At 68.7% G+C, this 24196-nt stretch carries 24 protein-coding genes and 1 tRNA gene; 12 read left to right on the top strand and 13 right to left on the bottom strand.

Going from position 1 to position 24196, the window contains the following annotated elements; translation table 11 throughout:
* Window positions 1-108: 108 nt before the first annotated feature.
* Window positions 109-999 (bottom strand): SDR family oxidoreductase, encoded by an 891-nt coding sequence (locus ACW9TB_RS27125; RefSeq protein ID WP_472750888.1) that lies wholly within the window; start codon window positions 997-999, stop codon window positions 109-111.
* Between the two features lie 104 nt (window positions 1000-1103).
* Between ACW9TB_RS27125 and ACW9TB_RS27120 the strand changes: the two genes are divergently transcribed.
* The 4 genes from ACW9TB_RS27120 to ACW9TB_RS27105 all read left to right on the top strand — a co-directional run bounded on the left by ACW9TB_RS27120 (window position 1104) and on the right by ACW9TB_RS27105 (window position 5244).
* Window positions 1104-1976, top strand: coding sequence for a helix-turn-helix domain-containing protein (locus ACW9TB_RS27120; RefSeq protein ID WP_472750887.1), 873 nt, complete (start codon window positions 1104-1106; stop codon window positions 1974-1976).
* A gap of 429 nt (window positions 1977-2405) precedes the next feature.
* A complete protein-coding gene (locus ACW9TB_RS27115; RefSeq protein WP_472750886.1) occupies window positions 2406-3560 on the top strand; it encodes a site-specific integrase in 1155 nt (384 codons plus the stop codon).
* A 40-nt stretch (window positions 3561-3600) separates the two neighbouring features.
* Complete coding sequence (locus ACW9TB_RS27110; RefSeq protein WP_472750885.1) at window positions 3601-3993, top strand: ribonuclease E inhibitor RraB; 393 nt, start codon at window positions 3601-3603, stop codon at window positions 3991-3993.
* A gap of 318 nt (window positions 3994-4311) precedes the next feature.
* On the top strand, window positions 4312-5244 hold the full coding sequence (locus tag ACW9TB_RS27105) for an ADP-ribosylglycohydrolase family protein (protein WP_472750929.1): 933 nt from the start codon (window positions 4312-4314) through the stop codon (window positions 5242-5244).
* Window positions 5245-5569: 325 nt separating this feature from the next.
* On the opposite strand, the gene ACW9TB_RS27100 is transcribed toward ACW9TB_RS27105, so the two are convergent.
* Entirely contained in the window at window positions 5570-6088 is a 519-nt protein-coding gene (locus ACW9TB_RS27100; RefSeq protein WP_472750884.1) for a hypothetical protein, read from the bottom strand.
* Between the two features lie 101 nt (window positions 6089-6189).
* Entirely contained in the window at window positions 6190-6642 is a 453-nt protein-coding gene (locus ACW9TB_RS27095; RefSeq protein WP_472750883.1) for a hypothetical protein, read from the bottom strand.
* 56 nt (window positions 6643-6698) lie between these two features.
* Between ACW9TB_RS27095 and ACW9TB_RS27090 the strand changes: the two genes are divergently transcribed.
* Together ACW9TB_RS27090 and ACW9TB_RS27085 are read left to right on the top strand one after the other, a co-directional pair.
* A complete protein-coding gene (locus tag ACW9TB_RS27090; RefSeq protein ID WP_472750882.1) occupies window positions 6699-6839 on the top strand; it encodes a hypothetical protein in 141 nt (46 codons plus the stop codon).
* 145 nt (window positions 6840-6984) lie between these two features.
* Window positions 6985-8190, top strand: coding sequence for a barstar family protein (locus tag ACW9TB_RS27085; protein ID WP_472750881.1), 1206 nt, complete (start codon window positions 6985-6987; stop codon window positions 8188-8190).
* 412 nt (window positions 8191-8602) lie between these two features.
* Here ACW9TB_RS27085 and ACW9TB_RS27080 read toward each other — a convergent pair whose 3' ends face one another.
* Window positions 8603-8830 carry a hypothetical protein gene (locus tag ACW9TB_RS27080; protein ID WP_472750880.1) on the bottom strand — a complete coding sequence of 76 codons (228 nt, stop codon included), beginning with the start codon at window positions 8828-8830 and terminating at the stop codon, window positions 8603-8605.
* 583 nt (window positions 8831-9413) lie between these two features.
* On the opposite strand from ACW9TB_RS27080, the gene ACW9TB_RS27075 reads away from it, so the two are divergent.
* Window positions 9414-10700: a hypothetical protein gene (locus tag ACW9TB_RS27075; protein ID WP_472750879.1), complete on the top strand. Its 1287-nt coding sequence runs from the start codon at window positions 9414-9416 to the stop codon at window positions 10698-10700.
* 115 nt (window positions 10701-10815) lie between these two features.
* Here the strand turns inward: ACW9TB_RS27075 and ACW9TB_RS27070 are convergent.
* The 7 genes from ACW9TB_RS27070 to galU form a co-directional block, all read right to left on the bottom strand.
* Window positions 10816-10892: transfer RNA gene (locus tag ACW9TB_RS27070), tRNA-Ala, on the bottom strand.
* 57 nt (window positions 10893-10949) lie between these two features.
* Complete coding sequence (gene sepX, locus ACW9TB_RS27065) at window positions 10950-11684, bottom strand: divisome protein SepX/GlpR (protein ID WP_472750878.1); 735 nt, start codon at window positions 11682-11684, stop codon at window positions 10950-10952.
* 136 nt (window positions 11685-11820) lie between these two features.
* Window positions 11821-12474 (bottom strand): GNAT family N-acetyltransferase, encoded by a 654-nt coding sequence (locus ACW9TB_RS27060; protein ID WP_472750877.1) that lies wholly within the window; start codon window positions 12472-12474, stop codon window positions 11821-11823.
* A 47-nt stretch (window positions 12475-12521) separates the two neighbouring features.
* Window positions 12522-12995: a MogA/MoaB family molybdenum cofactor biosynthesis protein gene (locus tag ACW9TB_RS27055; protein WP_472750876.1), complete on the bottom strand. Its 474-nt coding sequence runs from the start codon at window positions 12993-12995 to the stop codon at window positions 12522-12524.
* A gap of 91 nt (window positions 12996-13086) precedes the next feature.
* On the bottom strand, window positions 13087-13569 hold the full coding sequence (gene moaC, locus ACW9TB_RS27050; RefSeq protein ID WP_472750875.1) for a cyclic pyranopterin monophosphate synthase MoaC: 483 nt from the start codon (window positions 13567-13569) through the stop codon (window positions 13087-13089).
* Window positions 13566-14753, bottom strand: a complete 1188-nt coding sequence (glp, locus tag ACW9TB_RS27045; RefSeq protein WP_472750928.1) for a molybdotransferase-like divisome protein Glp — start codon at window positions 14751-14753, stop codon at window positions 13566-13568. Before glp ends, moaC begins: the two co-directional genes overlap by 4 nt.
* A 5-nt stretch (window positions 14754-14758) precedes the next feature.
* The gene (galU, locus tag ACW9TB_RS27040; RefSeq protein WP_472750874.1) at window positions 14759-15658 is read right to left on the bottom strand and encodes a UTP--glucose-1-phosphate uridylyltransferase GalU; all 900 of its coding nucleotides are present in this window, start codon (window positions 15656-15658) and stop codon (window positions 14759-14761) included.
* A 25-nt stretch (window positions 15659-15683) separates the two neighbouring features.
* On the opposite strand from galU, the gene ACW9TB_RS27035 reads away from it, so the two are divergent.
* The 5 genes from ACW9TB_RS27035 to ACW9TB_RS27015 all read left to right on the top strand — a co-directional run bounded on the left by ACW9TB_RS27035 (window position 15684) and on the right by ACW9TB_RS27015 (window position 20799).
* Window positions 15684-16265: a 5-formyltetrahydrofolate cyclo-ligase gene (locus ACW9TB_RS27035; RefSeq protein ID WP_472750873.1), complete on the top strand. Its 582-nt coding sequence runs from the start codon at window positions 15684-15686 to the stop codon at window positions 16263-16265.
* A gap of 201 nt (window positions 16266-16466) precedes the next feature.
* On the top strand, window positions 16467-17972 hold the full coding sequence (locus ACW9TB_RS27030; protein ID WP_472750872.1) for a potassium/proton antiporter: 1506 nt from the start codon (window positions 16467-16469) through the stop codon (window positions 17970-17972).
* Between the two features lie 427 nt (window positions 17973-18399).
* Window positions 18400-18765, top strand: a complete 366-nt coding sequence (locus tag ACW9TB_RS27025) for an FmdB family zinc ribbon protein (protein ID WP_472750871.1) — start codon at window positions 18400-18402, stop codon at window positions 18763-18765.
* Between the two features lie 316 nt (window positions 18766-19081).
* Entirely contained in the window at window positions 19082-19891 is an 810-nt protein-coding gene (locus ACW9TB_RS27020) for an S-methyl-5'-thioadenosine phosphorylase (RefSeq protein WP_472750870.1), read from the top strand.
* Between the two features lie 302 nt (window positions 19892-20193).
* Window positions 20194-20799 (top strand): CpaB family protein, encoded by a 606-nt coding sequence (locus tag ACW9TB_RS27015; protein ID WP_472750869.1) that lies wholly within the window; start codon window positions 20194-20196, stop codon window positions 20797-20799.
* A gap of 9 nt (window positions 20800-20808) precedes the next feature.
* On the opposite strand, the gene ACW9TB_RS27010 is transcribed toward ACW9TB_RS27015, so the two are convergent.
* Together ACW9TB_RS27010 and ACW9TB_RS27005 are read right to left on the bottom strand one after the other, a co-directional pair.
* Window positions 20809-21843 (bottom strand): D-alanyl-D-alanine carboxypeptidase family protein, encoded by a 1035-nt coding sequence (locus ACW9TB_RS27010; protein WP_472750868.1) that lies wholly within the window; start codon window positions 21841-21843, stop codon window positions 20809-20811.
* 1250 nt (window positions 21844-23093) lie between these two features.
* Window positions 23094-24044 (bottom strand): phosphotransferase family protein, encoded by a 951-nt coding sequence (locus ACW9TB_RS27005; RefSeq protein WP_472750867.1) that lies wholly within the window; start codon window positions 24042-24044, stop codon window positions 23094-23096.
* Between the last annotated feature and the right edge of the window lie 152 nt (window positions 24045-24196).

Below are 24196 nucleotides of genomic sequence, written 5' to 3'. Positions count from 1 at the left end.
TGGCGCTCATGGTCCGCCTGGCCGACCAGCACATCCTGCTCAGCCGAAAGTACGGGCGTTGTGCGTCGGTCTCGGTCCTGGGCATCCATCTGGTCGCACGGCCCGCACCTACATGTCGCGTTTCTCAGCGTCCAGGTCGGCCGGACCGCCTGTGGTCACGCCCTCCAGCGGGACGTCCGTCGCCTCCGCCGACTCGCGCTGGGTGCGGACATCGGCCAGCCGGGTGTTCAGTGCGTTTTCGATGGCCTGGTAGGCATCGCTGCCCAGGACCAGGCGGCGGGGTGCCGGGTGCTGGTCGACGCTGGCGATCATCGCGGCGGCCATCAGGGCCGGGTCGCCTATGCCGTGGATCGTACGTTCGGTGAGGATGCGGCGGATTCCCGCGACGGGCGTGCCGTCGTAGGCCTCGATGCGCTCGGCCAGCACCGAACCGCCGTAGCGGAAGTTGGTGCGGGCGCTGCCCGGTTCGACGATGGTGACGCCGATGCCGAACGGGGCCACCTCGCCCGCCAGCGCATCCGCGAAACCTTCGATGCCCCACTTCGTGGCATGGTAAAGGGACCCGCCCGGCCACGCGGCCTGGCCGCCCACCGAGGACAGTTGCAGGATCCGGCCGCCGCCCTGCCGTCGCAGGTGCGGCAGCGCGGCCCGGATCAGCCGGATCGAACCGGTCAAGTTGGTCGCGATCTGGTGCGTCGTCTGCTCGTCGGTCAGCTCTTCGGCCGCGCCCATCAGGCCGTACCCGGCATTGCTGACCACAACGTCGATCCGGGCCAGGGCGGCCCAGGCCTCGTCGACCACCGCGGTGATCTCGGCCGGGTCGGTGACGTCGAGGTGGGCCGCGCGGAAGCCGTCCGGCCAGCGGGCCGACAGGTCCTCGACGCTGCCCGCAGCGCGGAAGGTGCCGACGACGCGATCGCCGCGGGACAGGAGTTGCTCGCTGAGATGCCGACCGAAACCGCTGTTCGCGCCGGTGATGAGCCAGGTTCGTGAAGTCATGCCGGTAGCGTGCTCCCAATCCCGACAAATCAGCCATTCCCCTGGTGAGAGGGGTGCTACCAGGGCTACCCAGAAGGGACTCCCACCCGCCTATGGTCGAGAGTGTGAACCTGATCGGCGAATACCTGCGGGCCCGGCGCGAGCTGATCCGGCCCGAGAATGTCGGGCTGCCCGACAATGGTCATCGGCGCGTACCGGGGCTGCGACGGGACGAACTGGCCATGCTCGCCGGGATCAGCACCGAGTACTACACGCGGCTCGAGCAGGGCCGCGACCGGCGCCCCTCGCCCCAGGTGCTCGATGCGATCGCCCGCGCGCTCAGCCTCGACGAGGACGCCACCGCGCACCTGCACGCGCTCGGCACCCCGCAGGAGCCTCGGCGGCGACGGCCGGCGCGGGTCCGGCCAGGCGTGCAACCTCTGCTTGATGCCTGGCACAACACCCCCGCCTACGTCCAGGGGCCGTTCCAGGACATCCTGGCGGCCAACCGTCTCGCCGTGGCTCTGTCACCGGCCTTCACCCCGGGCAGCAACATTCTTCGCTCGGTGCTGCTCGACCCCACCGCGCAGGAGTCTCTGCCCGGCTGGCGGAACCGGGTCGGCAGCCTGGTCGCCGCCCTGCGGGTGATGGCCGGTCCGGACGTCAACGACCCGCGCTTGACCGACCTGGTCGGCGAACTGTCGGTGAAGAGCGACCTGTTCCGACGGCTCTGGTCGCGCCACGACGCCAAGCCGCTTCCGGGCGGTGGTGTGCATCGCCTGCGCAACCCGATCGTCGGCGACGTCGAACTGCACTACGAGAAGTTCGCCGTCACCGACGCCGACCGGCAGCTGCTCGTCGTCTACCGCGCCGAGCCGGGCTCGCCGAGCGCCGACGCCCTCACCCTGCTGGGGTCGCTGCCGGAGGAACTCACTCCTCACCGTCCCCGCACGGCGGATCGAAGCACGCCTCGAAGCCGCGCGCGTCCCGCTCGCTGACCGTCAGATGCTCCGGCCTGGGCGAGCTTCACCTCCTGCCTGGTCGGGTGGCTGCCGGAGCCGGGCGGCCCGCGGGCGGGCACGGTCCTCTCCGGGACGCTCGTGTCCCCGGGCGGGGGCTCGCCGTCGTCCTGACCCACCTGATCGGCAAGCGGGTGGCCAAGCCGGAGCAGGCCTGCGACGTGCTCACCGCTTGGGCGGCTTGTCCCCCTTCTCGGGGAACGCCATGATCAGCAGATCACCTTGGCCGGTTTGACGAGCGGGCGGTGGACTGATCGCCCTCCCACAGCAGGCGCAGGGTCCGCACACCACCGCCCGGCTGGCGATCTGGTGTCACCGCCAGGGCGTGCCACATGATCCGGACGAACCGCGCTGGGTTTCGTGGAGACTCGACTACTTGGTTTCTGCCGCGGTGACCGCGGCTTGTTGGTGACGGTAGTAGATCGCTTCGTACTGACCGAACGACGTAGCCGTGGGGACGGCGGACTGCACTGGGACGAGGCGCGGCAACGCTGGATCGCGTCGGTGACGGTCGACTACACCCCAGCGGGCAAGCGAATCGTGAAGAAGGACAGCGGGAAGACCAAGACTGCGGCCATGAAACAGCTTAAAGAGATCATCCGCGACTACGAGGACGGGCTCCTGGTCTCTTCGACCGGCTACACCGTGGCCGACGCCGTACGGAACTGGCTGGAGTTCGGGCTCAGTGGCCGAGAGGCCTCGACGGTGGACAAGTGCTCGATCCTCGCGAACAAGCACATCATCCCTGGCCTGGGCGCGCGGAAGCTCGTCGACCTCACAGCGGATGACATTGACCGCTGGCTGGCCGACAAGGCGAAGGAGCTGAGCACACGGACCCTCCGCGAGCTGCGCTCGATCCTCGTCCGGTCCATCTCTCGCGCACAGGCCCGCGACAAGGTGAAGCGGAACGTCGCGCTGCTCTGCGAGATCCCCAGGGGAAAGGAAGGACGTCCGTCCGAGTCACTCACCCTCGACCAAGCGGAAGCTGTGCTCAAAGCGTCCGAGGGGACGGCGCTGCACGCCTACATCGTCCTCTCGCTGCTGCTCGGGGCCCGTACGGAAGAACTGCGAGCGCTCGCCTGGTCACATGTCGACCTCGACGGCACTCCGCCCTCCATCATGGTCTGGCACTCGGTCCGAGAGGGCGGCGACACCAAGACCCGCAAGTCCCGGCGCACGCTGGCCATGCCGAAGCGCTGCGTGGACGCCCTCAAGCTCCACCGTGAGCGTCAGGACGTGGCCAAGCGGGCGGCCGGTAACGGCTGGCAGGACAACGGCCTCGTCTTCGCCTCCAAGGTCGGCACCGAACTCGACTCCCACAACGTCCGCCGCTCGTCTCGGGCCGTGCTCAAGAAGGCCGGCCTGAATGAGAAGGAGTGGACACCCCGGGAGATGCGGCACAGCTTCGTCTCGCTGCTGTCGGACTCCGGCGTCCCGCTGGAGAACATCTCCCGCCTGGTCGGTCACCGCAACACCTCAGTCACCGAGACCGTCTACCGCAAGCAGCTCCGCCCGATGCTCCTGGAAGGTGCCGAAGCAATGGACCAGCTTTTCGCGGACTGACTATGATCACCGATCCGAACAAGATTACGAAGGATGTCGCATGTGGCCGTTCCGGAGAAAGAAGCATGAGCACGTCGATCTGGAAGAGCGGTCACCAGAGCTCGGGGTCAAGTACAAGGACCTGATGGTCATGCATCAGCTCATCAAGGCAGGGGCTGATCTTGAGCAGCCTCGTCACGTGATCTTCCACCTGTATGCCCCGACCCTCGATGCCGCCCAGAGCATCGCCAAGGAAGCCAACGCCGCCGGCCACGGTCTGCGTCCCGAGGTCGGGAAGCCCTCCCCGCAGTATCCGGACAGCTGGCCGGTGACCTGTGAGGCGAACGCGGTGATCTCACCCGACTTCGTGCGGGAGACGGGCAACCTGTTCGACGACCTGGCCGCTCGCCACCACGGTGAGTACGACGGCTGGGAGGCCGCAGCCACCCCATGAGGGATAGTCACTCAGTTGGTCACTCAGGAACACAGAAGGCCACTCCCGATCTCTCGGAAGTGGCCTCTGACCTGGTGGAGATGAGGGGATTCGAACCCCTGACCCCTTCGATGCGAGCCCTGGCGAGGCGTGCCGGGCCTGCCCGCCGGATGCCATCCTGTACCGTCAGGTGCCGCGCCGATGCCATCCGATGATCTCGGCCATGCCCCCGTGTCAGCGGGTCCGCTGATTTTCATCAGCCCTTCACGGGCCGGTTCTATCTGTCGGTCACGAAGCTTCCACTCCACGACGGCTCGGTAGCCTGCCGTTGTGGATCATATGGAGCGCGTCGCCGGGGCAGTCGTCGGTTCGGCGGTGGGCGACGCGCTGGGCGCCCCTTTCGAGTTCGGTCCGGCAGGCGCGTTCTCCGCCCGCTTCCCGACACCCGGTGCCGGAGGGGAGATGTGCGGGGGCGGCGGCTGGGACGCCGGAGAGGCCACCGACGACACCCAGATGGCCGTTCACGTGGCCGAGTCCCTGCTGGAGTGCGGCGGCTTGGACCTGCCCGACATCTTCACCCGCTTCCAACGCTGGGCGGCCGACGACCCCAAGGACATCGGACTGCAGACCGAGGACGTTCTCACCCGCGGCCTGCCCTGGGACCAGGCTGCCACTGCTCACTACCGCAGCAGCCACCGCGCCGCCGGAAACGGCTCACTGATGCGGGCCACCCTCTCCGCGGTCTACTTCGCCCCTGACGGACGACAGGCCACCATGGACGCCGCCCACCGCATCGCCGCTCTCACCCACGGCGACCCCGCGGCCTGGGAAGGCACAGCGATCTTTCACGACCTGGTGCGCCTCGCCCTGAGCGGCATAGACCCCCTGGAGAAGGTTCCGCAGGTCCTCTCCGCCGTCCATCCCGGCCACCGCGAGCGATACGCCGTCATACTGGCCCCGGACTGGCATCCCGAGCAAGCCACCGAGTTCAACGGCGCCGTCTGGCCCTGCCTCGGCTCCGCCATTTGGGCCCTGCGCACCACCCGAAGCTACGAGGACGCGATCCGCGCCGCGCTCGACCTGGGCGGCGACACCGACACCGTCGCCGCGGTCACCGGCGGCCTGGCCGGAGCCGTCTACGGGCTGACTGCGATCCCGACCCGCTGGACAGAGCCTCTCCACGTCCCGCTCCCCGGAAGCGGCGGCCGGACCCTGCGCCTGCCACATCTGCTCGGTCTCGCTCACGCGCTGACAGAACAGCATCGTAAGTGATGACCTCGAACGACAGAGGGCCCCTCAGAAGACCAAAGGGCCGCCTCTAATCATCAGAGATGGCCCTTGACCTTGGTGGGGCGTTCACGAGTAGGTCTGACCTGGGGCGCGAGAGAGGTTATGAAAATCGCTTCCCGCGTCCAAGAAGATCGCTTCCCGCTAAGAAACGCCTAATGGAGTGAGCTCGGCTGTGCTTTGATCTCTCGCTGTAGACGATTCCGTGATCTCGCCGTATCGATGTGCTCAGGGCGAGTACCTGGTCGTCCCTGTCACAAAGGCGGAGGTCTCCGTTCTGGAGGCCAGACTCCTTCGGTGACCACCTCGGTCAGACGAACATCCAGCAGTAGAGCAGTTGGTCGTGTTCCTTCGCGCGGCGGGCCAGCCCGACAAGATCCTTGACCAGGGACAGCAGGTATTCCCTGTCGTCCGAGGAGTAGTGAGAGAACTCCTCGATCTTCGTCCAGCGTTCCGCCACCGCGGGCAGAGATGAGTCGTCCGCGCCGGCGAGGATGTCGCGCGCGTTCACCGGCAACTCGTCGATGGCCGCCCCACCCAGATAGGGAGAGTCCTCAGGCAGGGCATCCCACTCCTCGTCGGTCTGCGGAGCCGGATCGGGATACGAGGGATACAGGGGCACCACATCGACCAGGCCGAGAAAGAAGTCGACATCGCCGACGAACGCCACCAGCTGGCCCAGGATCACCTGAGGGTCGACCCATTTGGTCACCACGACGTCGAACCCGGCGACTCCGTACTCAGGATCGTCAATCACCCGGGAACGCTCCGGCTGAACCATCGCCGCCGCACGATCCGCAGCCCGGTAGTACTCACAGAAGACGCTCACGCCAGCGATCCTGACCCGGCGCGCACAATCAGGGCAACCACTCGGGCATGCCTGCCCGGTGACCACTGCCGGATATGACCGACGCCTTAGAGCTGACAGGCTCATGGCAGGACGCTTATGTACGCCATGTTGTTCATCGGCAGCCCCGTGGCCGCAACCTGCTCGCGCAGGTCGCTGCTCATGTGCGCCCCTTTGAACTGCTCCACCGTAACGAGGGCGGAAGGCCATCTGGCCGACTCTGCCCAGATTTCAGGCGGCTCCCTGCGCGATACGGACCAGCCACTCTGGTTCAGCCGTTGCTCGGCCGCGGCGAGTATGTCGTCTTTCACATCGCCGTCGAAGTAGATCACAAGGTCGTTCACTTCGACGTACGCGTTCTCCCACTCGTGGACCATGATGGCCTCTTCGGCGACAACCCGGCCGACGGTTCGTAACTCCGAGAGCACGTCCGGGTCTACGCGCCGCACATCGGGCCCGAAGAAGAAGTACAGCGTGGCCCATCCCAGGCCGACCGTTAAGAGGACAGCACCTAGCGGACCCACGAGGCTCTTCAAACGGTTGTTTGTACGCGACAACGCCATGTTTCCTGCACCTCCCCACCCAAACGATCATGTTGTCGGACAACGTGCCCAGCAATCAAGGACAAGCGGCGTTCGCCTTCATCGAGGCGGATACCGGCATGGGCCTGGACAGCGAGTTGCCGGATGTGGAGGACGCCCCCGTCGTCATCCTCGACAACCCCGCCGCCTGACCGGTTGTCGACCAGCCTCCTCGCCACGGTGGCAGCTCATCCATTCCGAAGACGTCCGCTGACTTTTCGCTGACTCCTCCGTGGCGGCGAAGCGCCGGTACCGCCCAGCTGTGCCCATCGGTTCTGCGACATAGGGTCTGTTGCGATGACGACTTCTGCTCCATCGGGCGCGCGGTGGCTGTTGCTGGACGAGTACACCAGTGAGGTGGACGTCACGCTGGGCGTGTGCCACGACATCGACGGGCTCTTCGTGGATCCTGAGCCCGTCCCCCCACCCGAGACCTTCAGTCTGCTTGGCTGCGATCCGGCGGGTCCGCTGCTGAAGGCGCTGCGGCATACAGGGACCGAGCGGGCGTGGCTGCCCAGCATCGCCCTCGTTCCCGTCCACCGGCCGCAGCAACGGCCCGCCAAGTGCCGACAGCATGAGCATGGGTGCACGTGCGATGAAGAGCTCATCGACGTCACCGTGGTCGACCAACGCCCGTCGGCGGCGCGAGCAGGCCTGGTGGACCTCGACTTACGCGGATACATCCGGCTGCTTCCGGAATGGGGATTGCCAGAGGAGAAGCCCGACGTGACGGGGTTCCGCCTGGCTGCCCTCAATAACGAGAAGCTCGGCGAGTGCCTGGATGTCGCCGGAGTCTTCCGCAAGCGCCCCACTACGCCCGTCCGGCCGGTGACGCTGATCGGCTTCCGTCCCGAAGCACCACTGTCAGGGGTTGTCGAGGGACGCAGGATCACAGCGTCCGTCGTGGCCGTCCAACGCGACGGACGCATCGCCGGAGGGGCCGGGGTGCTGTCGGCCACCGTCGTCTCGGTCTGCCCGTCGAGGTCGGGCGACGGCCTGCTGGACATCGCCCTCAACGGCGGGATGGAGGAACCACTGCCGAGTGGCACCCGCGAAATCTTCCAGATGTGGTACGACGGCGGCCCGGTTGAGCCAAATCTGTGGGCATGCTACGACCGGCTGCTGCGGCACGAATGGCCCGGCTTGGCAGCAAGTCACCGTCTTCAGGGCCTGCCTGACAAACCGGCTGGAACGACCTATCACCTCGACGGCCGTTTCGTCACCGACATCGACGCCTTCTACTGCGCCATCGGCGAGGCGATCAACGGTCCCGGCGGCTACTTCGGCTGGAACCTCGACGCCCTCCACGACTGCCTCAGCGGCGGATGGGGTGCCGCCAGCCCGTTCCGGCTGGTCTGGCACCACTCCGACGTGGCCCGCCGGCATCTCGGTCCTGGCTATGACCGGTCCAGCCGCAACCTGCGGTATTGGAGACCGAACGTCGAACTGGACGACCTCCTGGAGATCTTCTCCGAGCACGATATCGAGGTCGAGCTCTGCTGACTCAACCGCCAGCCGCCTTTTGTCATTCGAGCCGACATGGCCTCACCACCAGCGCCCACCATGCGCGATTGCGTCACGGTTTGGGATCATGAAGGAGTAAGGATCACCTAGTCGAAAGGCGCAAAACGACCCCGTACTACATCCAGGTCACCCTGGGAAAAACCGAGACGGTGCGGGCCACCGCATCGAAGACGGAGGCGGCCTCCGCCGCTTCATGCGCGGTGAGGAGGTGGTCCGTACGATGCCCGCTGTCACGCCTGCGCGGGTGACCACGGTGACGGAAATCCTGGCGGCGTAGGCCAGTTCAAGAAACACGCCGTCAGGATCGATGACGGCGTGCTCAATGACGGCGAGTGGACATGGCCGTAGAGATGTAAGGCATGGCGCAATGACCTATCTGCATCGAACGCACTCAGGAGGACTGTCCTGAGGGTGACGGCTTGCTTTCTTCATCAGGGTTGGATCTGAGGATCTCCACGCACCAGTCCCGCAAGGTGTTCAGCAGGAGGAACACCCGGTCAGAGGGAAGAAGAGACCAGATGAGCAGTGCAGGTCCGAGGATCACCACGACCACAAGGAGGACCAGCAATGCAGCGACACGGGTGAACCCGCGCGGCAAGGGAACCGGCAGCACCGGCATTTGGACACACCTCTTCTTAAGAGGAATGCCTCTTAAGAAGATATGGAACAAAAAGCGTCTCACGTGCATCGCCAAGCGGCAATTCAACCCTGGGCCCTGAAATTTCAGCTCACTTGTGCTCTCTCATTGCGAGCATCATCTCTGCAGCTCACCAGCATCATCGAGATGATCTTGGCTAGTTCATTGTGTCCTCGACGTGAGACCTCGATCTGGAACTCGTGAAGCCCAACACAAGCAAGAGCGTGCTCGCCACCTGCGACTTTAGCTCTCATACCGTCAGCTCGAAGGTGGAGAGAATGTGCTCCGTACCGATCAGCGCGGGTAGCTGCCGGAGGCGGGCTCAGCTGGCGGTGTCCAGCCGAGCGCGATGAGCGCGTCTCTGGTCCTGTCCGGGATCGCAACCGTGAGCAGGTCGCCGACCTGACCTCGTACGTGACGAGGTCCACGGTCAGCTGGGGCGGTTCGTTGACTTCCGCGGTGAGAAACCATCGTCACGAACCTGATCCTCGCCCCCGTCGTCCAGGACAAAGGTCGCCGCTACTTCAAGTACTACCAAGGTCGCGTCGGCATCGACGCCACCGCCATGCCTACCTGGGCCAAACCACCTCGTGCCAACAGAGGTCTGGCCTCGACCGAGATCACCGCAGGCTGGCACCACAGCGCCGGCAACGACCGGCCCACCTTCTGCTACAGCGCCACCCTCTCCACCGCCACCCGAACCCGCAGCACCCTGGGCACCTACCCGCAACTCGTGCTCGGCCTGGTCATCGACACCCCACACAAACGCGTCGGCCAAAACGCGATCACCACTTTGCATGGCTTCGCCCCACTCGGCCTGCCCGTCGGCGCCCTCGCCGTCGACCGCGCCTACACCGACCAGACCACCGAGCACTTCGCTCGCCCAGCCCGCGCCCTCGGATATCACTTGGTACTCGACTACAAACAAGACCAGCGCGGTCTGCAGGGCAGCGCGCACGGCGCCCTGCTCATCGACGGGAACCTCGCCTGCCCGCTGATGCCCACGCCGCTGATCCACGCCACCAAAAACCTGGACGACAAGACCGTCCGCACCCCACCCGAGCAACTGAACGAGCTGATCGCAGCGCGCGAGCCCTACTGGCTCAAGCTCAAACAGAGCGCCGACGCCCAAGGACGAATACGACTGCAATGTCCGGCCGCGGGTCCTTCCCCCTCGGTGACCTGCCCGCGCCTCAACCGCACCCGCCCTACCCCGCCCGCCTCTCCCGCGGCGGTGGATCTGACCAACGCCCGCCAACGCGCCGCCCACATGGCCGCCAAACCCACGATCCAACTGCCCGACAACGAGAGAAAACGGCCCCTTCCCCTGGCTGAGCTGCCACGCATCTGCCAGAAGTCGACCATCACGCTGCGCCCCGACGACCTCGGCACCAAAGACAAACTCCGCCAGGACCGGCGCTACCTCACCTCCACCTGGCAGGACGCCTACAAGAGCATCCGAGCCAACACCGAAGGCGTCAACGGCAGGATCAAGGGCCACCACATCGATATCGGCGACCCGATGAACCGGCTCGCGCACGGCCGCGTGGCCCAAACGCTGCTGACCGCGCTCATGGTCTGCCTGGCCAACCAGCACATCCTGCTCAGCTGGCGGCAAACCCACGACCGCACCGAGCAGCCCGCACCTCAGTACACGCCAACGCCTGACGAGCACGACCCCGCCCCGCCCCGCCCAAGGCAGACAGCAGACCACCACCACGCGAGTGATCCGCCCCGCCACCAACCGCACAACATCACGACGACCGCTGGGTTTCGCACGCCCACCGGCCGGTCCCACACGCGCTCACAGCGGTCCACCACCACCAGCGCCCTCCGCCAGGGCCCCGCGTGAGCCGAAATCAGCCCACCCAGCGGCCACAGAGCCTTGGAAACGATGAAATCCCGCCCGATCAGTCGATCGGACGGGATCTCGTCAACCGTTCCTGAGCTAACCCAAGAACGGCCCCTGGTGGAGATGAGGGGATTCGAACCCCTGACCCCTTCGATGCGAACGAAGTGCGCTACCGGACTGCGCTACATCCCCAAGACGTGGACTAGATTAGCAAACTTCCGGGGGCGCTCGCGCCATTCGGGGCGCGGGTCAGTCGCCGACCGCGCGGCGGGGGGTCTCCGCGTACTGGTCGAAGATCTCGTCGCGGTGCGCGGCCAGGTCGATGATCTCTGCCACGGGGCGCTGGGCCTCCAGGAGGGCGGCGCGGCGGCGGGCGCGCTTGGCACGTTCCGCGCGAGCCTGGGCGACGGCTCTACGCCGCTCGGCGTCGATCTGGACCGTGACCCTGAGAATGGACATGTAGCCGCCCAGGAGCACCACTGAGGGCGCCACGCCCCACCAGGGGATGACCTGAACGGCGGCCGTCACCACGGAGGCGAGCAGGAGCAGCACGCACCAGAGCGTCAGGCGCCTGCGCTTGGCCACCTGGGTGGCCCGGCGACGGAGTTCCGCGCGGCGGCGCTCGGACGCGGCCCTGCCGGTCGCGGGCTTCCCTGCCGGGGGCCGGGCGGGTGGGGCGTCGGTCCCGGCTCCGGACGTGGTCCGGGCGCCGGGCGAGGCCTCCTCGGCACCGAACGGGACGTCATCTCCCGGCGAAGACGAGGACAAAGGAGACGACGGGGACGGGTCGGCGGAGGAGACCGGCAGGGGCTCGGCGAGGGTCTCGGCGGAGTCCTCGTCGATCGCCCGCTCGTCGTAGGCGTACGACTCCGCGTCCTTGTGGGGCTCGGCGAAGGTGTTGCGATCGCGGTGCAGCCACATGGGCACGAGCACGCACAGCCACATGACGACAATGGCCAGATAGAGAACGACACCGCTGCTCACGGCCACCTCCGGGCAGCATGAAGAGCAGCATAAGGACACGGGTGGTCTCCCGGCGTCCTCAATCTGCTCATGTCACGCACCGTAAGACCGCGTGTCACTATTTGACGAGCATTCGATGCGGTGTGTCGCGAGATCTTCAAACCTCTTCATGCGGAGTGCCGCCGTGAGCGGCCGCCTCACGGGCCCGCCGCCACCGCACAAGCAACCCCCTCGGTGCGTCTTCGACCGTGAGCGCGTAACAGATGTGGTCGCGCCAGGCACCGTCGATGTGCAGATGCCTGCGTCTGATGCCCTCTTCCCGGAAACCAAGCTTTTCAACCACTCTGCGGCTTGCGTGATTCTCCGGGCGGATATTGGCTTCGACGCGGTGCAGCCCGGTGGTGAAGAAGCAGTGGTCGACGGCCATGGCGACCGCGGTGGGGGTGATCCCGCGACCGGCCAGCGCGCCGTCCACCCAGTAGCCGATCTGGGCCGACCTTGCGGAGCCCCAGACGATGGCGCCCACGGTGAGCTGACCGGCGAAGGCACCGCCGTAGGTGACGACCCACGGCAGCGCGAGACCCTGTCTGGCCTCCCTGCGGAGGGTTCCGGCCATGGAGATGTAGGGACCGAGGCCGGTCTTGAAGAGAGGCGTCTCGGGGTTGCTCGGCTCCCAGGGGCGGAGCCAGTTCGCGTTGCGCAGCCGCGACTCCCGCCAGACGCGTACGTCTCGCAGCCGCAGCGGCCGAAGTCCTACCGGGCCTTCCGTCAGGGTCACCGGCCAGCCACGAAGTCGATCCACGCCCTCCATCATCCCCCCAACAGGGCCCGCCGTGCCATGGAAGCCGGGCAGGCGGATCAGCGGGGGTGATCTCCTCCCCGGATCTGGTCCACGGCGTGCCTGAGGACGGGAGACAGCACGCCCATACCGTCGCGTACGCCTCCCGAGGAGCCCGGCAGATTGACGATCAACGTGCCGCCGGCCTGCCCGGCGAGCCCGCGGGACAGGATCGAGGTGGGCACCCTGTCGCGGTTGACGTGGCGGATGGCCTCGGCGATGCCGGGGACCTCCCTGTCGATCACCCGCCGGGTCATCTCCGGGGTGAGGTCCGCCGGGGTCAGGCCGGTGCCGCCGGTGGTGACGATCACGTCGTACCCCTCGGCGACCCCGGACCGCAGCGCCGCCTCGACCGGATCGCCGTCGGGGACCACCCTCGGGCCGTCCACGTCGCACCCGGCCGCCGCGAGCAGCTCGGCCAGCAGCTTCCCCGAGGTGTCCTCGTACGTCCCGGCGGCGGCCCGGTTGGACGCGGTGATCACCAGAGCTCTCATGGGATCGTCCTCCTAGGATCTTGGGGTCCGCTGTTCGTCCTGAAGGGCCCGAGGTTAAAGGGCCCCGGTGTTTGTGCCGAAGGGCCCGAGGTCAGGGGCGGGTCCAGATTCCCGTTTTGCCGCCGGTCTTCTCCTCGACGCGGACATCGGTGATCACAGCCGCCGGATCGACCGCCTTGACCATGTCGATCAGGGCGAGCGCGGCGACCGAGACCGCGGTGAGCGCCTCCATCTCGACGCCGGTACGGTCGGCCGTCCTGACCCGTGCCGTGATCTCCACCCCCTCGTCGGCCACGGTCAGCTCGACCTTGACGCCGTGCAGCGCGATGGGGTGGCAGAGCGGGATCAGGTCGGGGGTCCGCTTGGCGCCCATGATCCCGGCGATCCGCGCGGTGCCGATCGCGTCGCCCTTGGGGACCTCTCCCGACCGCAGCAACGCCACGGCCTCGGCGGACAGCAGGACCCTGCCGGTCGCGGTCGCCGTACGGAGGGAGACGTCCTTGGCCGAGACGTCCACCATGCGCGCCGCGCCGGTCTCGTCGAGGTGGGTGAATCCGGTGTCCCGGTCGCTCACAGGGGGATGACCTCCACGTCCGTACCCTCGGGAAGCTCGGTGACGCCCTCGGGCACCACGATCAGGGCGTTCGCCGCGGCCAGGGCGGCGAGCTGGTGGGAACCCTGCCCGCGCACCGGGCCGACCGTACCGCCGGGACCGAGCACGCCGCGCAGGTAGGAGCGCCTGCCCTCGGGCGAGCGGAGCGGACCCGTGGTGACCGCCCGCACGCTCGGCGCGGACTCCTCGGGCAGGCCGCCCATCTTACGCAGCGCGGGCCGGACGAACAGGACGAACGACACGAACGACGAGACCGGGTTGCCGGGCAACGCGAAGATCGGCACCTGGTCCTCGCCGACCACGCCGAAGCCCTGGGGCATGCCCGGTTGCATGGCGACCCGCTCGAAACGGACCGTGCCGAGCGGGCCGAGCGCCTCCTTGACGGGCTCGTACGCGCCCATCGAGACGCCACCGCTGGTGATCACCAGATCGGCCCGCAGGAGCTGCGCGTCGAGCTGGTCGAGGAACGCCGCGGCGTCGTCGCCGACGATCCCCGCCCGATAGCCCTCGCCGCCCGCCTCGCGGACGGCGGCGACCAGGGCGAAGCTGTTGGACTCCCAGATCTGTCCGGCCCCCAGGGGCAGGCCGGGCTCGACCAGCTCGGCCCCCGTGGAGATCACGACCACCCGCGGGCGGGGCCGTACGAGGACCCGGCGGCGGCCGACGCCCGCCAGCACGCCGAGCTGCGCGGGCCCGATCGGGGTGCCCACGGGCAGGACGACGTCGCCCGCCCGCACGTCCTCCCCGGACCTGCGGATGGCGTTCCCCTCCGGCACCGTACGGCCGATCACGACCTGCGCGGTGCCGCCGTCGGTCCACTCGACCGGAACCACCGCGTCGGCCCCGGCGGGCAGCGGGGCCCCGGTCATGATCCGCATGACCATGCCGGGGCCGATCGCCTGCAACCGGCCGTCTCCGGCCGCGATGTCGTCGATCACCGGGAGCGTCACCGGGGCACCCGCGACGTCCTCCGCCCGCACGGCGTAGCCGTCCATGGCGGAGTTGTCGAAGGGCGGCAGCGCTACCGGGGCCGTGACCTCCTCGGCCAGCGTGGTACCCAGGGCCCGTTCCAGCTCAAGCTCCAGCGGGGCGAGCACCCGTACGGTACGCAGGATGTCGGAGAGGTGGTCGTCGACCGATTTCATGGGGCTCATCGCGAGGCCAGGAACTCCTTGAGCCAGGGCATGAACTCCGGTGCCAGGTCAGGGCGCTCGGCGGCGAACTGCACCACCGTGCGCAGGTAGTCGAGTTTGTTGCCGGTGTCGTAGCGGCGGCCCCTGAACAGCAGGCCGTGCACGGGTCCGCCCTCGTCCCTGCCGCGCCCGGCGAGGGTACGGAGGGCGTCGGTCAGCTGGATCTCGTTGCCGCGTCCCGGCGGGGTGTTCTCCAGGACCTCGAAGACGGCCGGGTCGATCACGTACCGGCCGATGATGGCCCAGTTGGACGGGGCCTCGTCCGCGGGGGGCTTCTCCACGAGGTCGGTCACCCTGACCACGTCGTCCTCGTCGGTGGGCTCGATCGCGGCGCAACCGTACAGGGAGACCTGCTCGGGGGGGACCTCCATCAGCGCGATGACGCTGCCGCCGCGCGTGCCGCGGACCTCGATCATGCGCTTGAGGAGCTCGTCTCGGTGGTCGATGAGGTCGTCGCCGAGCAGGCAGGCGAAGGGGTGGTCGCCCACGTGCTGCTTGGCGCACAGGACCGCGTGGCCGAGGCCGCGCGGCTTGCCCTGCCGTACGTAGTGGAGGATGGCCAGGTCGGCGGGCTCCCGCACCTGGGAAAGTCGCTCGTCGTCGCCCTTGGCCGTCAGGATCTCCTCAAGCTCGAGGGCGCGGTCGAAGTGGTCCTCTATGGAGCGCTTGTTCTTCCCCGTGACCATGAGGACGTCGAGCAGCCCGGCGGAGACGGCCTCCTCGACGACATACTGGATCGCGGGCTTGTCGACGATGGGCAACATCTCCTTGGGGGTCGCCTTGGTCGCCGGAAGAAAACGGGTGCCCAGACCCGCTGCGGGAACGACGGCTTTCGTCACAGCTTCGAAGTCGGCCATAACCGAAACCTTAGTGGAGGGACCTGTGGACAAGCTGACGCTGCGTGCCACGATCGAGGCCGCACGCGCCTCGATCCCCGGCGAGAAGCGGCACGCGGCCTCCGTCCAGATCAGGGAGTCCCTGCTGGACCGCCCCTGGGTCCAGATGGCCGGGCTGGTCGCGTGCTACTGGTCGATCGGGACAGAACCGGCGACCCACGGGCTGGTCTTCGCCCTGTGGAAGCACGGCGCGACCGTGATCCTGCCCGTGCTCCGCGACGACGACGATCTCGACTGGGCGGTGTACGACGGCCCCGACACCCTCGCTCCCGGCCGCTTCGGGATCATGGAACCGGTCGACACCCGGCGCGGGGTCGACGCCGTCAGAACCGCCGCCCTGGTGATCGTGCCCGCCCTCGCGGTGGACAGGTTCACCGGGGTACGGCTGGGCCGGGGCGGCGGCTCCTACGACCGGGCGCTGGCGAGGGTCGGCCCGAACGTGCCGACGGTGGCGCTGCTCCACGAGGGCGAGCTGCTCGACGGCGTACCCGCCGAGTCCCACGACGTCGCGGTCCGCTACGCGGCGACCCCCGAGGGGATCTTCAAGACCGCGACCGCAGGGGCGTGACCGATCGACCTGTGGGATTCCCCGCTGGGCGCGGGGCCTAAAGCGTCAAGATCGTGACGGGAAGCGGGACCGAGGGCACCGGAATCCCCGCCGGGCGCGGAGCTGAAGGCGTCGGGATCGTGACAGGGAGTGCGCGCCACTCGTGCGTGGCGGCCCTTTCGAATGCGACACAATGGTCCCCGGAGTCAGAGAGGGGACCAGATGGGAGTGGACGTCTGGCTGCTTCTCGGTGCCGGAATCGTCATCGCGGCCATCGTCGCGGTACGTGTCGCCCATCGGAGCGGGCTGCCCAGTCTTCTGATCTTCCTGGGCTTCGGGTTGCTCATCGGCGAGTCCGGGTTCGGGCTGCAGTTCGAGGACCCGCAGCTCGCGCAGCAGATAGGCCTGATCGCGCTGGCGATCATCCTGGCCGAGGGTGGTCTGACCACCACCTGGAGCCACGTCAAGGGAGCCATTCCCACCGCCCTGGTGCTCGCCACCGTCGGCGTGGGGGTGAGCATCGTGGCCGTCGCGGTCCCGGTCCACCTGATCCTCGGCATGGACTGGCGGACCGCGTTACTGCTCGGCGCGATCCTCGCCTCCACCGACGCCGCCGCAGTCTTCTCCGTACTGCGCCGCCTGCCCCTGCCGTCGCGCCTCGCGGGCATCCTGGAGGCCGAGTCGGGTCTCAACGACGCGCCCACGGTGATCGCCGTCATGCTGCTGAGCGCCGCGACCTCGCCCAGCCTGGGGGTGGCGCTGTTCGAGGTGCTCTTCGAACTGGTGGTGGGCGCGGCCGTCGGCCTGGCGGTCGCCCCGCTCGGCGCGTACGCGCTGCGCCGCATCGCGCTGCCCGTCTCCGGCCTGTATCCCATCGCGGTGCTCGCGCTCGCGTTCGTCGCCTACGCGGGAGCCATGCTGCTGCACGGCAGCGGCTTCCTCGCGATCTACCTCGCGGCGCTGGTGATGGGCAACTCGCGGATGCCGCACCGCGCGGCCTCGCGGGGTTTCGCCGAGGGCGTGGCCTGGCTGGCCCAGATCGGCCTGTTCGTCATGCTCGGAATGCTGGCCAGCCCTTCGGAGATGCCGTCCGCGATCGTGCCAGGACTGGTGGCCGGACTGATCCTGGTCGCGGTGGCCCGCCCTCTGTCGATCATCGTTTCCGCGTTCCTGACCCGGCTGACGCGCATCGACCGGCTGGGCTGGCGGGAGCAGGCCTTCCTGTCGTGGGCCGGGCTGCGCGGCGCGGTGCCCATCGTGCTCGCGACCATTCCCTGGGCGGCCAACTCCGTCGAGGACGGCACCGCCAAGCTCGTGTTCAACGAGGTCTTCGTGATCGTCATCGTCTACACCCTGTTGCAGGGGCCGACGCTGCCGTTCGTGGCGAAACTCCTCAAGCTGACCACGCCCGCCGAGGCCCGCGACCTGGAGGTCGAGTCGGCGCCGCTGGAGGAGCTCAACGCCGATCTGCTCCAGATCAAGGTGCCTCCGACGTCCAGGCTGCACGGTGTGGAGATCTTCGAACTGCGGCTGCCCACGGACGCCCAGGTGACCTTGATCGTCAGGGACGGCCGGACGTTCGTCCCCACCGACTCCACGAGGATCAGGGTCGACGACCAGTTGCTGGTCGTGACCACGGCCGCCTGCCGTGACACGGTCGAACGCCGGATGCGGGCGATCAGCCGCAAGGGTAAGCTCGCGGGCTGGTACGGCGAGCGGGGCACCTGACCGGGGTGCGGCATCTGATTGGGGTACGGCACCTGACCGAAGTCCGGCGGCACCCGATCCGCCGGGCCGGGCCATGTCCACGGCGAGATCCGGCCACACCTGATCCGAGATCCCTGTCCGGGGTCCCTGAGGGGTCCCTGTCCGGGGTCCCTGATTCGGGGCCGGACCGCTCTCACCGCTCCCCATCGCTCCCACCACTCCCATCGCTCTCGAAACAGGATTCGGGGTCGGCCCCCTCCGAAGTGGGACCCGGCAACGCCCGATCCCCCAGGCCGGGCCGCGTTCACGGCGAGGCCCCGCCCCGTCCGATCGGAATCCGGCCACGGAATGCGAGGACTCCGACTCGCGTTTAAGCTTGTCGGCTGCGTACCATTAGCAGTCGCGCCACTAGAGTGCCAATCGGCGCGGATCATACGAGGAGGAGCGCGTGCCCACCTACCAGTACGCCTGCACTGCCTGTAACAACCAGTTCGAAATCGTCCAGAGGTTCTCCGACGACGCTCTCACCGAGTGCCCGAGCTGCGCGGGCGACCTGCGCAAGGTGTTCTCCGCGGTCGGCATCGTCTTCAAGGGCTCGGGCTTCTACCGGACCGACAGCCGGTCCTCGTCGTCGAGCACGGTGACCTCCGCGAACGGTTCGTCGAGCTCCTCAGGCTCCTCGGACTCCTCCGGTTCGTCCTCGTCGAAGTCATCTGACTCGTCGAGCTCGTCCGACTCGTCCTCGTCCTCGTCGAAGTCGTCAGACTCCACGTCCGCGAAGACCGCGAGCAGCACGGCCGCCGCGGCCTCCTGAGCCGGATCCCCGTCCCCCTCGAACCCACCCCCCTGATCGGCCGTTTCGAACCCACCACCCCCTGGTCGGGCGTTCACGGACGGCCGCCCAACCGGCTGCCCCGGGCCGGGATTCCCCTGCCCGCTAAAACAAGGGTGACGACGGCCGAGCGGGGTTGACGGGCCCCGGCCCCTCCGTCCGCCACCGGCGTCGCGGGACAGATCACCGTCCCGCCGGTTCTACTGGAAGCGACCAGGCGGCTACCCCGGGACGCGGTTATCCACAGGCTGTTACCGGGGCTCCTCAGGGACCGGTCCATGGCGCTAATCTCAGCTTCATGGTCACTCGCGCGGACATCGGGGTCATCGGCGGTTCGGGGTTTTACTCCCTGCTCGACGACGCCACAGAGGTCGAGATCACCACACCGTACGGCCCGCCCAGCGACGTCGTCACCGTCGGCCGGATCGGGTCGCGCTCGGTCGCCTTCGTGCCCCGCCACGGCCGCGACCACCGCTTCCCACCGCACCGCATCCCCTACCGGGCGAACCTGTGGGCACTGCGTTCCCTCGGCGTCCGCCAGGTCCTCGCCCCCAGCGCGGTCGGCTCCCTGCGCGCCGAGATCGGTCCCGGCGCCCTGGTCGTCCCCGACCAGATCGTCGACCGCACCTCGGGGCGCGTGCAGACCTACTACGACGCGGGCGGCGTCGTCCACGTCGCCTTCGCCGACCCCTACTGTCCCTCGGGCCGTACGGCGGCCGTCTCCACCGCGCGTTCCGCCGACTGGGAGGTGACCGACGGCGGCACCCTCGTGGTCATCGAGGGCCCCCGCTTCTCGTCCCGCGCCGAGTCCCGCTGGTTCAGCGGCAACGGCTGGTCGATCGTCGGCATGACCGGCTTCCCCGAGGCCGTCCTCGCCCGTGAGCTGGCCCTCTGCTACACCACGATCTCCCTCGTCACCGACCACGACGCCGGGGTCGAGGCGGGTGAGGGGGTCACTCACGACGAGGTCCTCTCCTTCTTCGCCACCAATGTCGGCCGCATGCGCTCCCTCGTCGGCGACGTCGTCGCCGCCCTCCCCGAAGAGCGCACCTGCCCCTGCCCGGACGCCCTGGACGGCCTCAAGCTCCCCTTCGACCTCCCCGGCTGACCCTGTGGTCGGCGTGGTTCGGCGTGGTCGGCGGCCCCGGCTCACCGCCGGGCACGTCACCCGCCGAACCCCTGAAGCCTGAACCTGAAAAGGGTGAATCCCGCACCCACACACCCCGATTTGTCGAGAATCCCCGATCCGCCCCGCCCCGCCAGTCGGCGGGGCACCTCATCCACCATGGGAACCGCACGGCCACTCGGCCGGGCGCATCTCACCCATCACGGGCACCGCACGGCCACTCCGCCGGGCGTCCCACCCATCACGGGCACCGCGCCGCCCGGCTCCCACCTCTGGAGTCAGCCATGCGCGCTCTGCGCCGCTTTCTCGGCCGTCGTCACCGTCTCATCGCCACCGTCGTCGCCGCCCTGGCGATGGGATGCGCCGTCCTGGCGCTGCGCCCGGACACCGCCTCGGTGACCGTCCTGGTCGCCGCCAGGGATCTTCCCGGAGGCGCGCTGGAGGCGGCCGACCTGATACCGGCTCCGCTGAGACCCGGTACGGTCCCCGACGGCGCTCTGAGGCCCGGCATCCCGTTCGCGGGAAAGATCCTGACCGGTCCCGCACGGCGTGGGGAGCCGCTGACCGACGTCCGCCTGCTCGGCCCCAGCCTGCTCGCCGCCCACGGCGCGGGCACGGTCGCCACCCCCGTACGCGTCGCCGATCCCGAGACCGCGCGCCTGATCTCCCCCGGTGACGTGGTGGACGTGCTCGCCGCCACCTCGACATGGGACGGCATCGCCCCGGCGACCATCGCGGCCGAGGACGTCACGGTCCTGGCCACCCCGGGCGGGGAGTCGGAGCGGGGCGCGCTCGTCGTGCTGGCCACCACGTCGGCCCAGGCGACCGAGCTGGCCTCCGCCCAGGCGGGCGGGCGGCTCTCCATCACGATCGGCTCCCGCGCACGGTGACCCGCGCACCTACAACAAAGAGCCGATCTTGGGGTCATACTCCCAGTGCCAGGGCTCGAAGGGGCTGACATAGGCCCAGTCGGGGTGGATCCAGCCAAACTTCTTGCCGTTGGTCTCCAGCCAGTTGAACTCGGCCGAGCGGAAGCGTTCGACGCCTCCGCACAGGTCGACGGCGAGTCCCAGGCCGTGGTTGCTGCGGCCCGGGACCGCGGCCAGGCCGGGGCGGGTGTAGTAGACCGACTGCTGCTCGGCCAGGCTCCGGTAGCTGTCGGTCACGCACATCGGCCTGCCGAACTGCCGCTTGTACGACTCGTTGAGACTGATGAACGCGAGCGCGGCGTCTCCCCGCAACTGGTTGCCCCGCTGCTGGAGCGGACAGAGGTACGCCTGCGGGATGAGGCCGTTGGGAAACTCGTCCATCGAGGTCGCCCTGGTCGGGTCGCACCCGGCCGCCGGACGCCCCTTCTTGTCGATCTTGACGCCCAGTTTCACCAGGGCCTTGGTCAGGGACTGCACGATCTTCTGCGAGCGCACCCTGAGCGTCTCGATCTCGGCGCCCATCTGCGCTTCCGCGAGAAGGTTGCCCGCCCGGAGCTCCTGCGCCTCGCCCGCCAGGCGCTCCCGCTCCAGTTGCAGGCGGCTGCTGTCCTCAAGGATCAGGTCGCGCTCGGCGACGATCTGGGTGAGGCCCGCCATCGCGCGCAGGGTGTCGGAGCTGGACTCGCCGGACAGGAAACCGGCCACGTCCCCGCCGGCGGGCTGCTGGTAGAGGAACCCGACGAGATCCGACAGCGGCTGCCGTACCTGAGCGAAGGCCCTCTCGGCCACCTGCAGTTCCCGCAGCTTGGTGGAGAGTCCCTTCTCCGACGTACGGATCTGGGTCCGCCGCTGCTCCAGCGCCTTGGTCGCGGCCTCAAGATCCTTCGCAGCCTTCTCCGCCTCACGACGCAGTTCTGTGAGATTCACCGGCTCTGCGGCGACGACGGCCTGAACCTCCGCCGGCGCCCGCTGCGCGGCAGCGGCTCCCGGCAGGAAGGAAGTCATCGTCGCGACGACGGCGATCAGACCCGCTGATCGACGAGGTGGCACGTTCGACCCCTCCGTTTGCGAACTCGTGACCTGGGTCAGGCACGCACGCTACTACAGCTGACCAAGTGCACGGGCCAGACTCTCCACAGCCGTTATGCGCCGAACACCCCTTTTCGTGACCGGACAAGTCAGACTTCTTGCCGCCCGCGCTTCTTACAGACCTCCCAGAGCCACGTCCCCCTCCACTCCGCCGGACACCCGTCCCGGGGCTCAGGTCGCGCGAGTGGCGGCGTCCGCTCCCCCTGGGCCCCGGGTGCCACGGGGGGCGGCAACGCCACCTTCCGTGGCCCTCTGGAGCCTTGCGGGCGGGTCTTTATGGGAACGACCACATCCGTCTCATCGGCACCATCCGTCCCGTTCGCCTCACGGGCATCGTCCGGCAGGCCGGGCCGCCCCGGTTCCTCCGAGTGACGCACTCCCGATTTCGCCGCGACGGGCACCCATCCCCCGTACACCCGCTCGGGTCGCGACGGCGGAGGCACCAGCCTCGGCTCGAACACCCGGCTCCGCACGGGACCGACCACGACCGGCACCACGGCCACCACGTCCCCCGGCGACTCCTCGTCCGGCGACCGCGCGGGGCCCCCGACCCCCAGCCGGGACGCCGAACCGGTCCAGGCTCCCCCGCCTTCCTGGAATCCTCCTTGGAATCCCCGTCGCTCCCCGGCCGCCGCCCGAAGGCCCTCGCCTTCGCGGGCCCCTCCGGCCTCCCCGGTCTCCGTGCTCTCCCCGGCTCCCCCGAGCCCGTCGGCACCCCCCGGCTCCCGGGGCTCCTCACCCGCCCCGGCCCTCCGGACGGCCGCCTCGTAGCCCGTCAGCTCGGCCACCAGCAGCCCCCCGGCCAGGAGCGCGGGCGCCAACATCGCACCGCACAGCACCACCGGCCGCAGTGCCCGATGTCCGCGAATGCGTTTCCGCCGCCTGTCGATCACGAGGCGTGACACTAACCTCGCTCACCACCGCACACCCACCCACTTGCCGCCCTTTTACTCCAGGTCAGCGAAACCGATAACCCCGCTCCGACCGTTCCCGCGTCCCCGTCAACTCGCCTCTGACCGTTCCCGCGTTCTCGCCAATCCGCCTCTGACCGTTCCCGCCGCGCCGAGCGCACGCCGCCTCCCGGCGGCCTCCGCGACCTCCCGGTGTCCGTGGTCGTCGGGAGGTCGCGGAGTTCACACGCGGTCGCGGAGCCAGGGGCGGCGGGTTCACACTCGGTCGCGGAGCCAGTCGAGCGCGACGTCCCCCTGGGCGCGCTGGAAGGCTCGCAAGGTCGGCAGGCCGGGCGGGTCCGGCTGGCGGGACTGGCGGAGAAAGAAACCGGCCAGCGCCGTCAGGACCGTGGTCACCGCCTCGGTATCGGCGTCGCGAGCCACCGGACGGGTGTCGAACACGTCCTGCGGACGCGGGCCGCCCTGCATCCGTACGCTGGGCAGCATCTGGAGCAGGTCAAACCAGGCCGCCCCCAGGGACGCCCACGGCCAGTCAACGATCATGACTTCCCCGGCGGTCAGCAGCACATTGTCGGCTCGGATGTCGCCGTGAAGCAGCGTGTCGCCCTTGGCCGCCTCCGGCCAGCCAGCCTCGACCTCCGCGAGGTCGTCCAGCCGGTCGACCGCCCAGGCGTCGAGGCCGACGAGATCGTCCTCACCCGCTTCGCGCGCGGCCACCAGGCGCCGCCACCCCTGGAACATCTCCTGGAAGCGCTCGGCGGCGGGCGGAACGGCCACGGGTGCGGGGGTCAGCGTGACAGCCAGCCGGTCGAGCGCCTCCAGGACGCGCGCGAGCTCGTCCGGACGCCACGGTTCGGCGGGCGGGACACCGTCCACGTTCTCGAAGAGCAGCACGACCCAGCCCTCGACCTCGAAGGAGGCCAGCAGCCGGGGCGCGGGCACGTTCGAGGGCAGAGCGGCGGCGACCTTCGCCTCGTTCCGGTAGATATCCGCGCTCTCCGGATTGGGCTCGGGCCCCACCGCCTTCACGAAGACACGTCCGCCGTTCTCAAGCGCCAGGCGGGCGGCGGCCCCCGGGGAGAATCCCCCGGTCTGAGTGACGGCCTCGACCACCCGGCTCCCGAGGTGATCCTCGACGACATGGCGGATCTCCTGGGGCAGAGATCGCCAGGGAAGTCGGACACCGGCCGCGAGAGGAATACCCATCCCCGCATGATGACGCACGACCGCACCCAATCGCGAGCCATTTACGACTCCCGTTCCCAGGGGCCAGGAATTCAACGGTGAGTGGCCGCATAAACAATTAACACACCGGTCGGCGCGTTTATCTACACCCTCACCCCCTTTCCTTCTACGAC

The organism is Streptosporangium sp. H13245, assembly GCF_055690525.1.
This window is presented reverse-complemented; position numbering and strand designations above follow the sequence as displayed.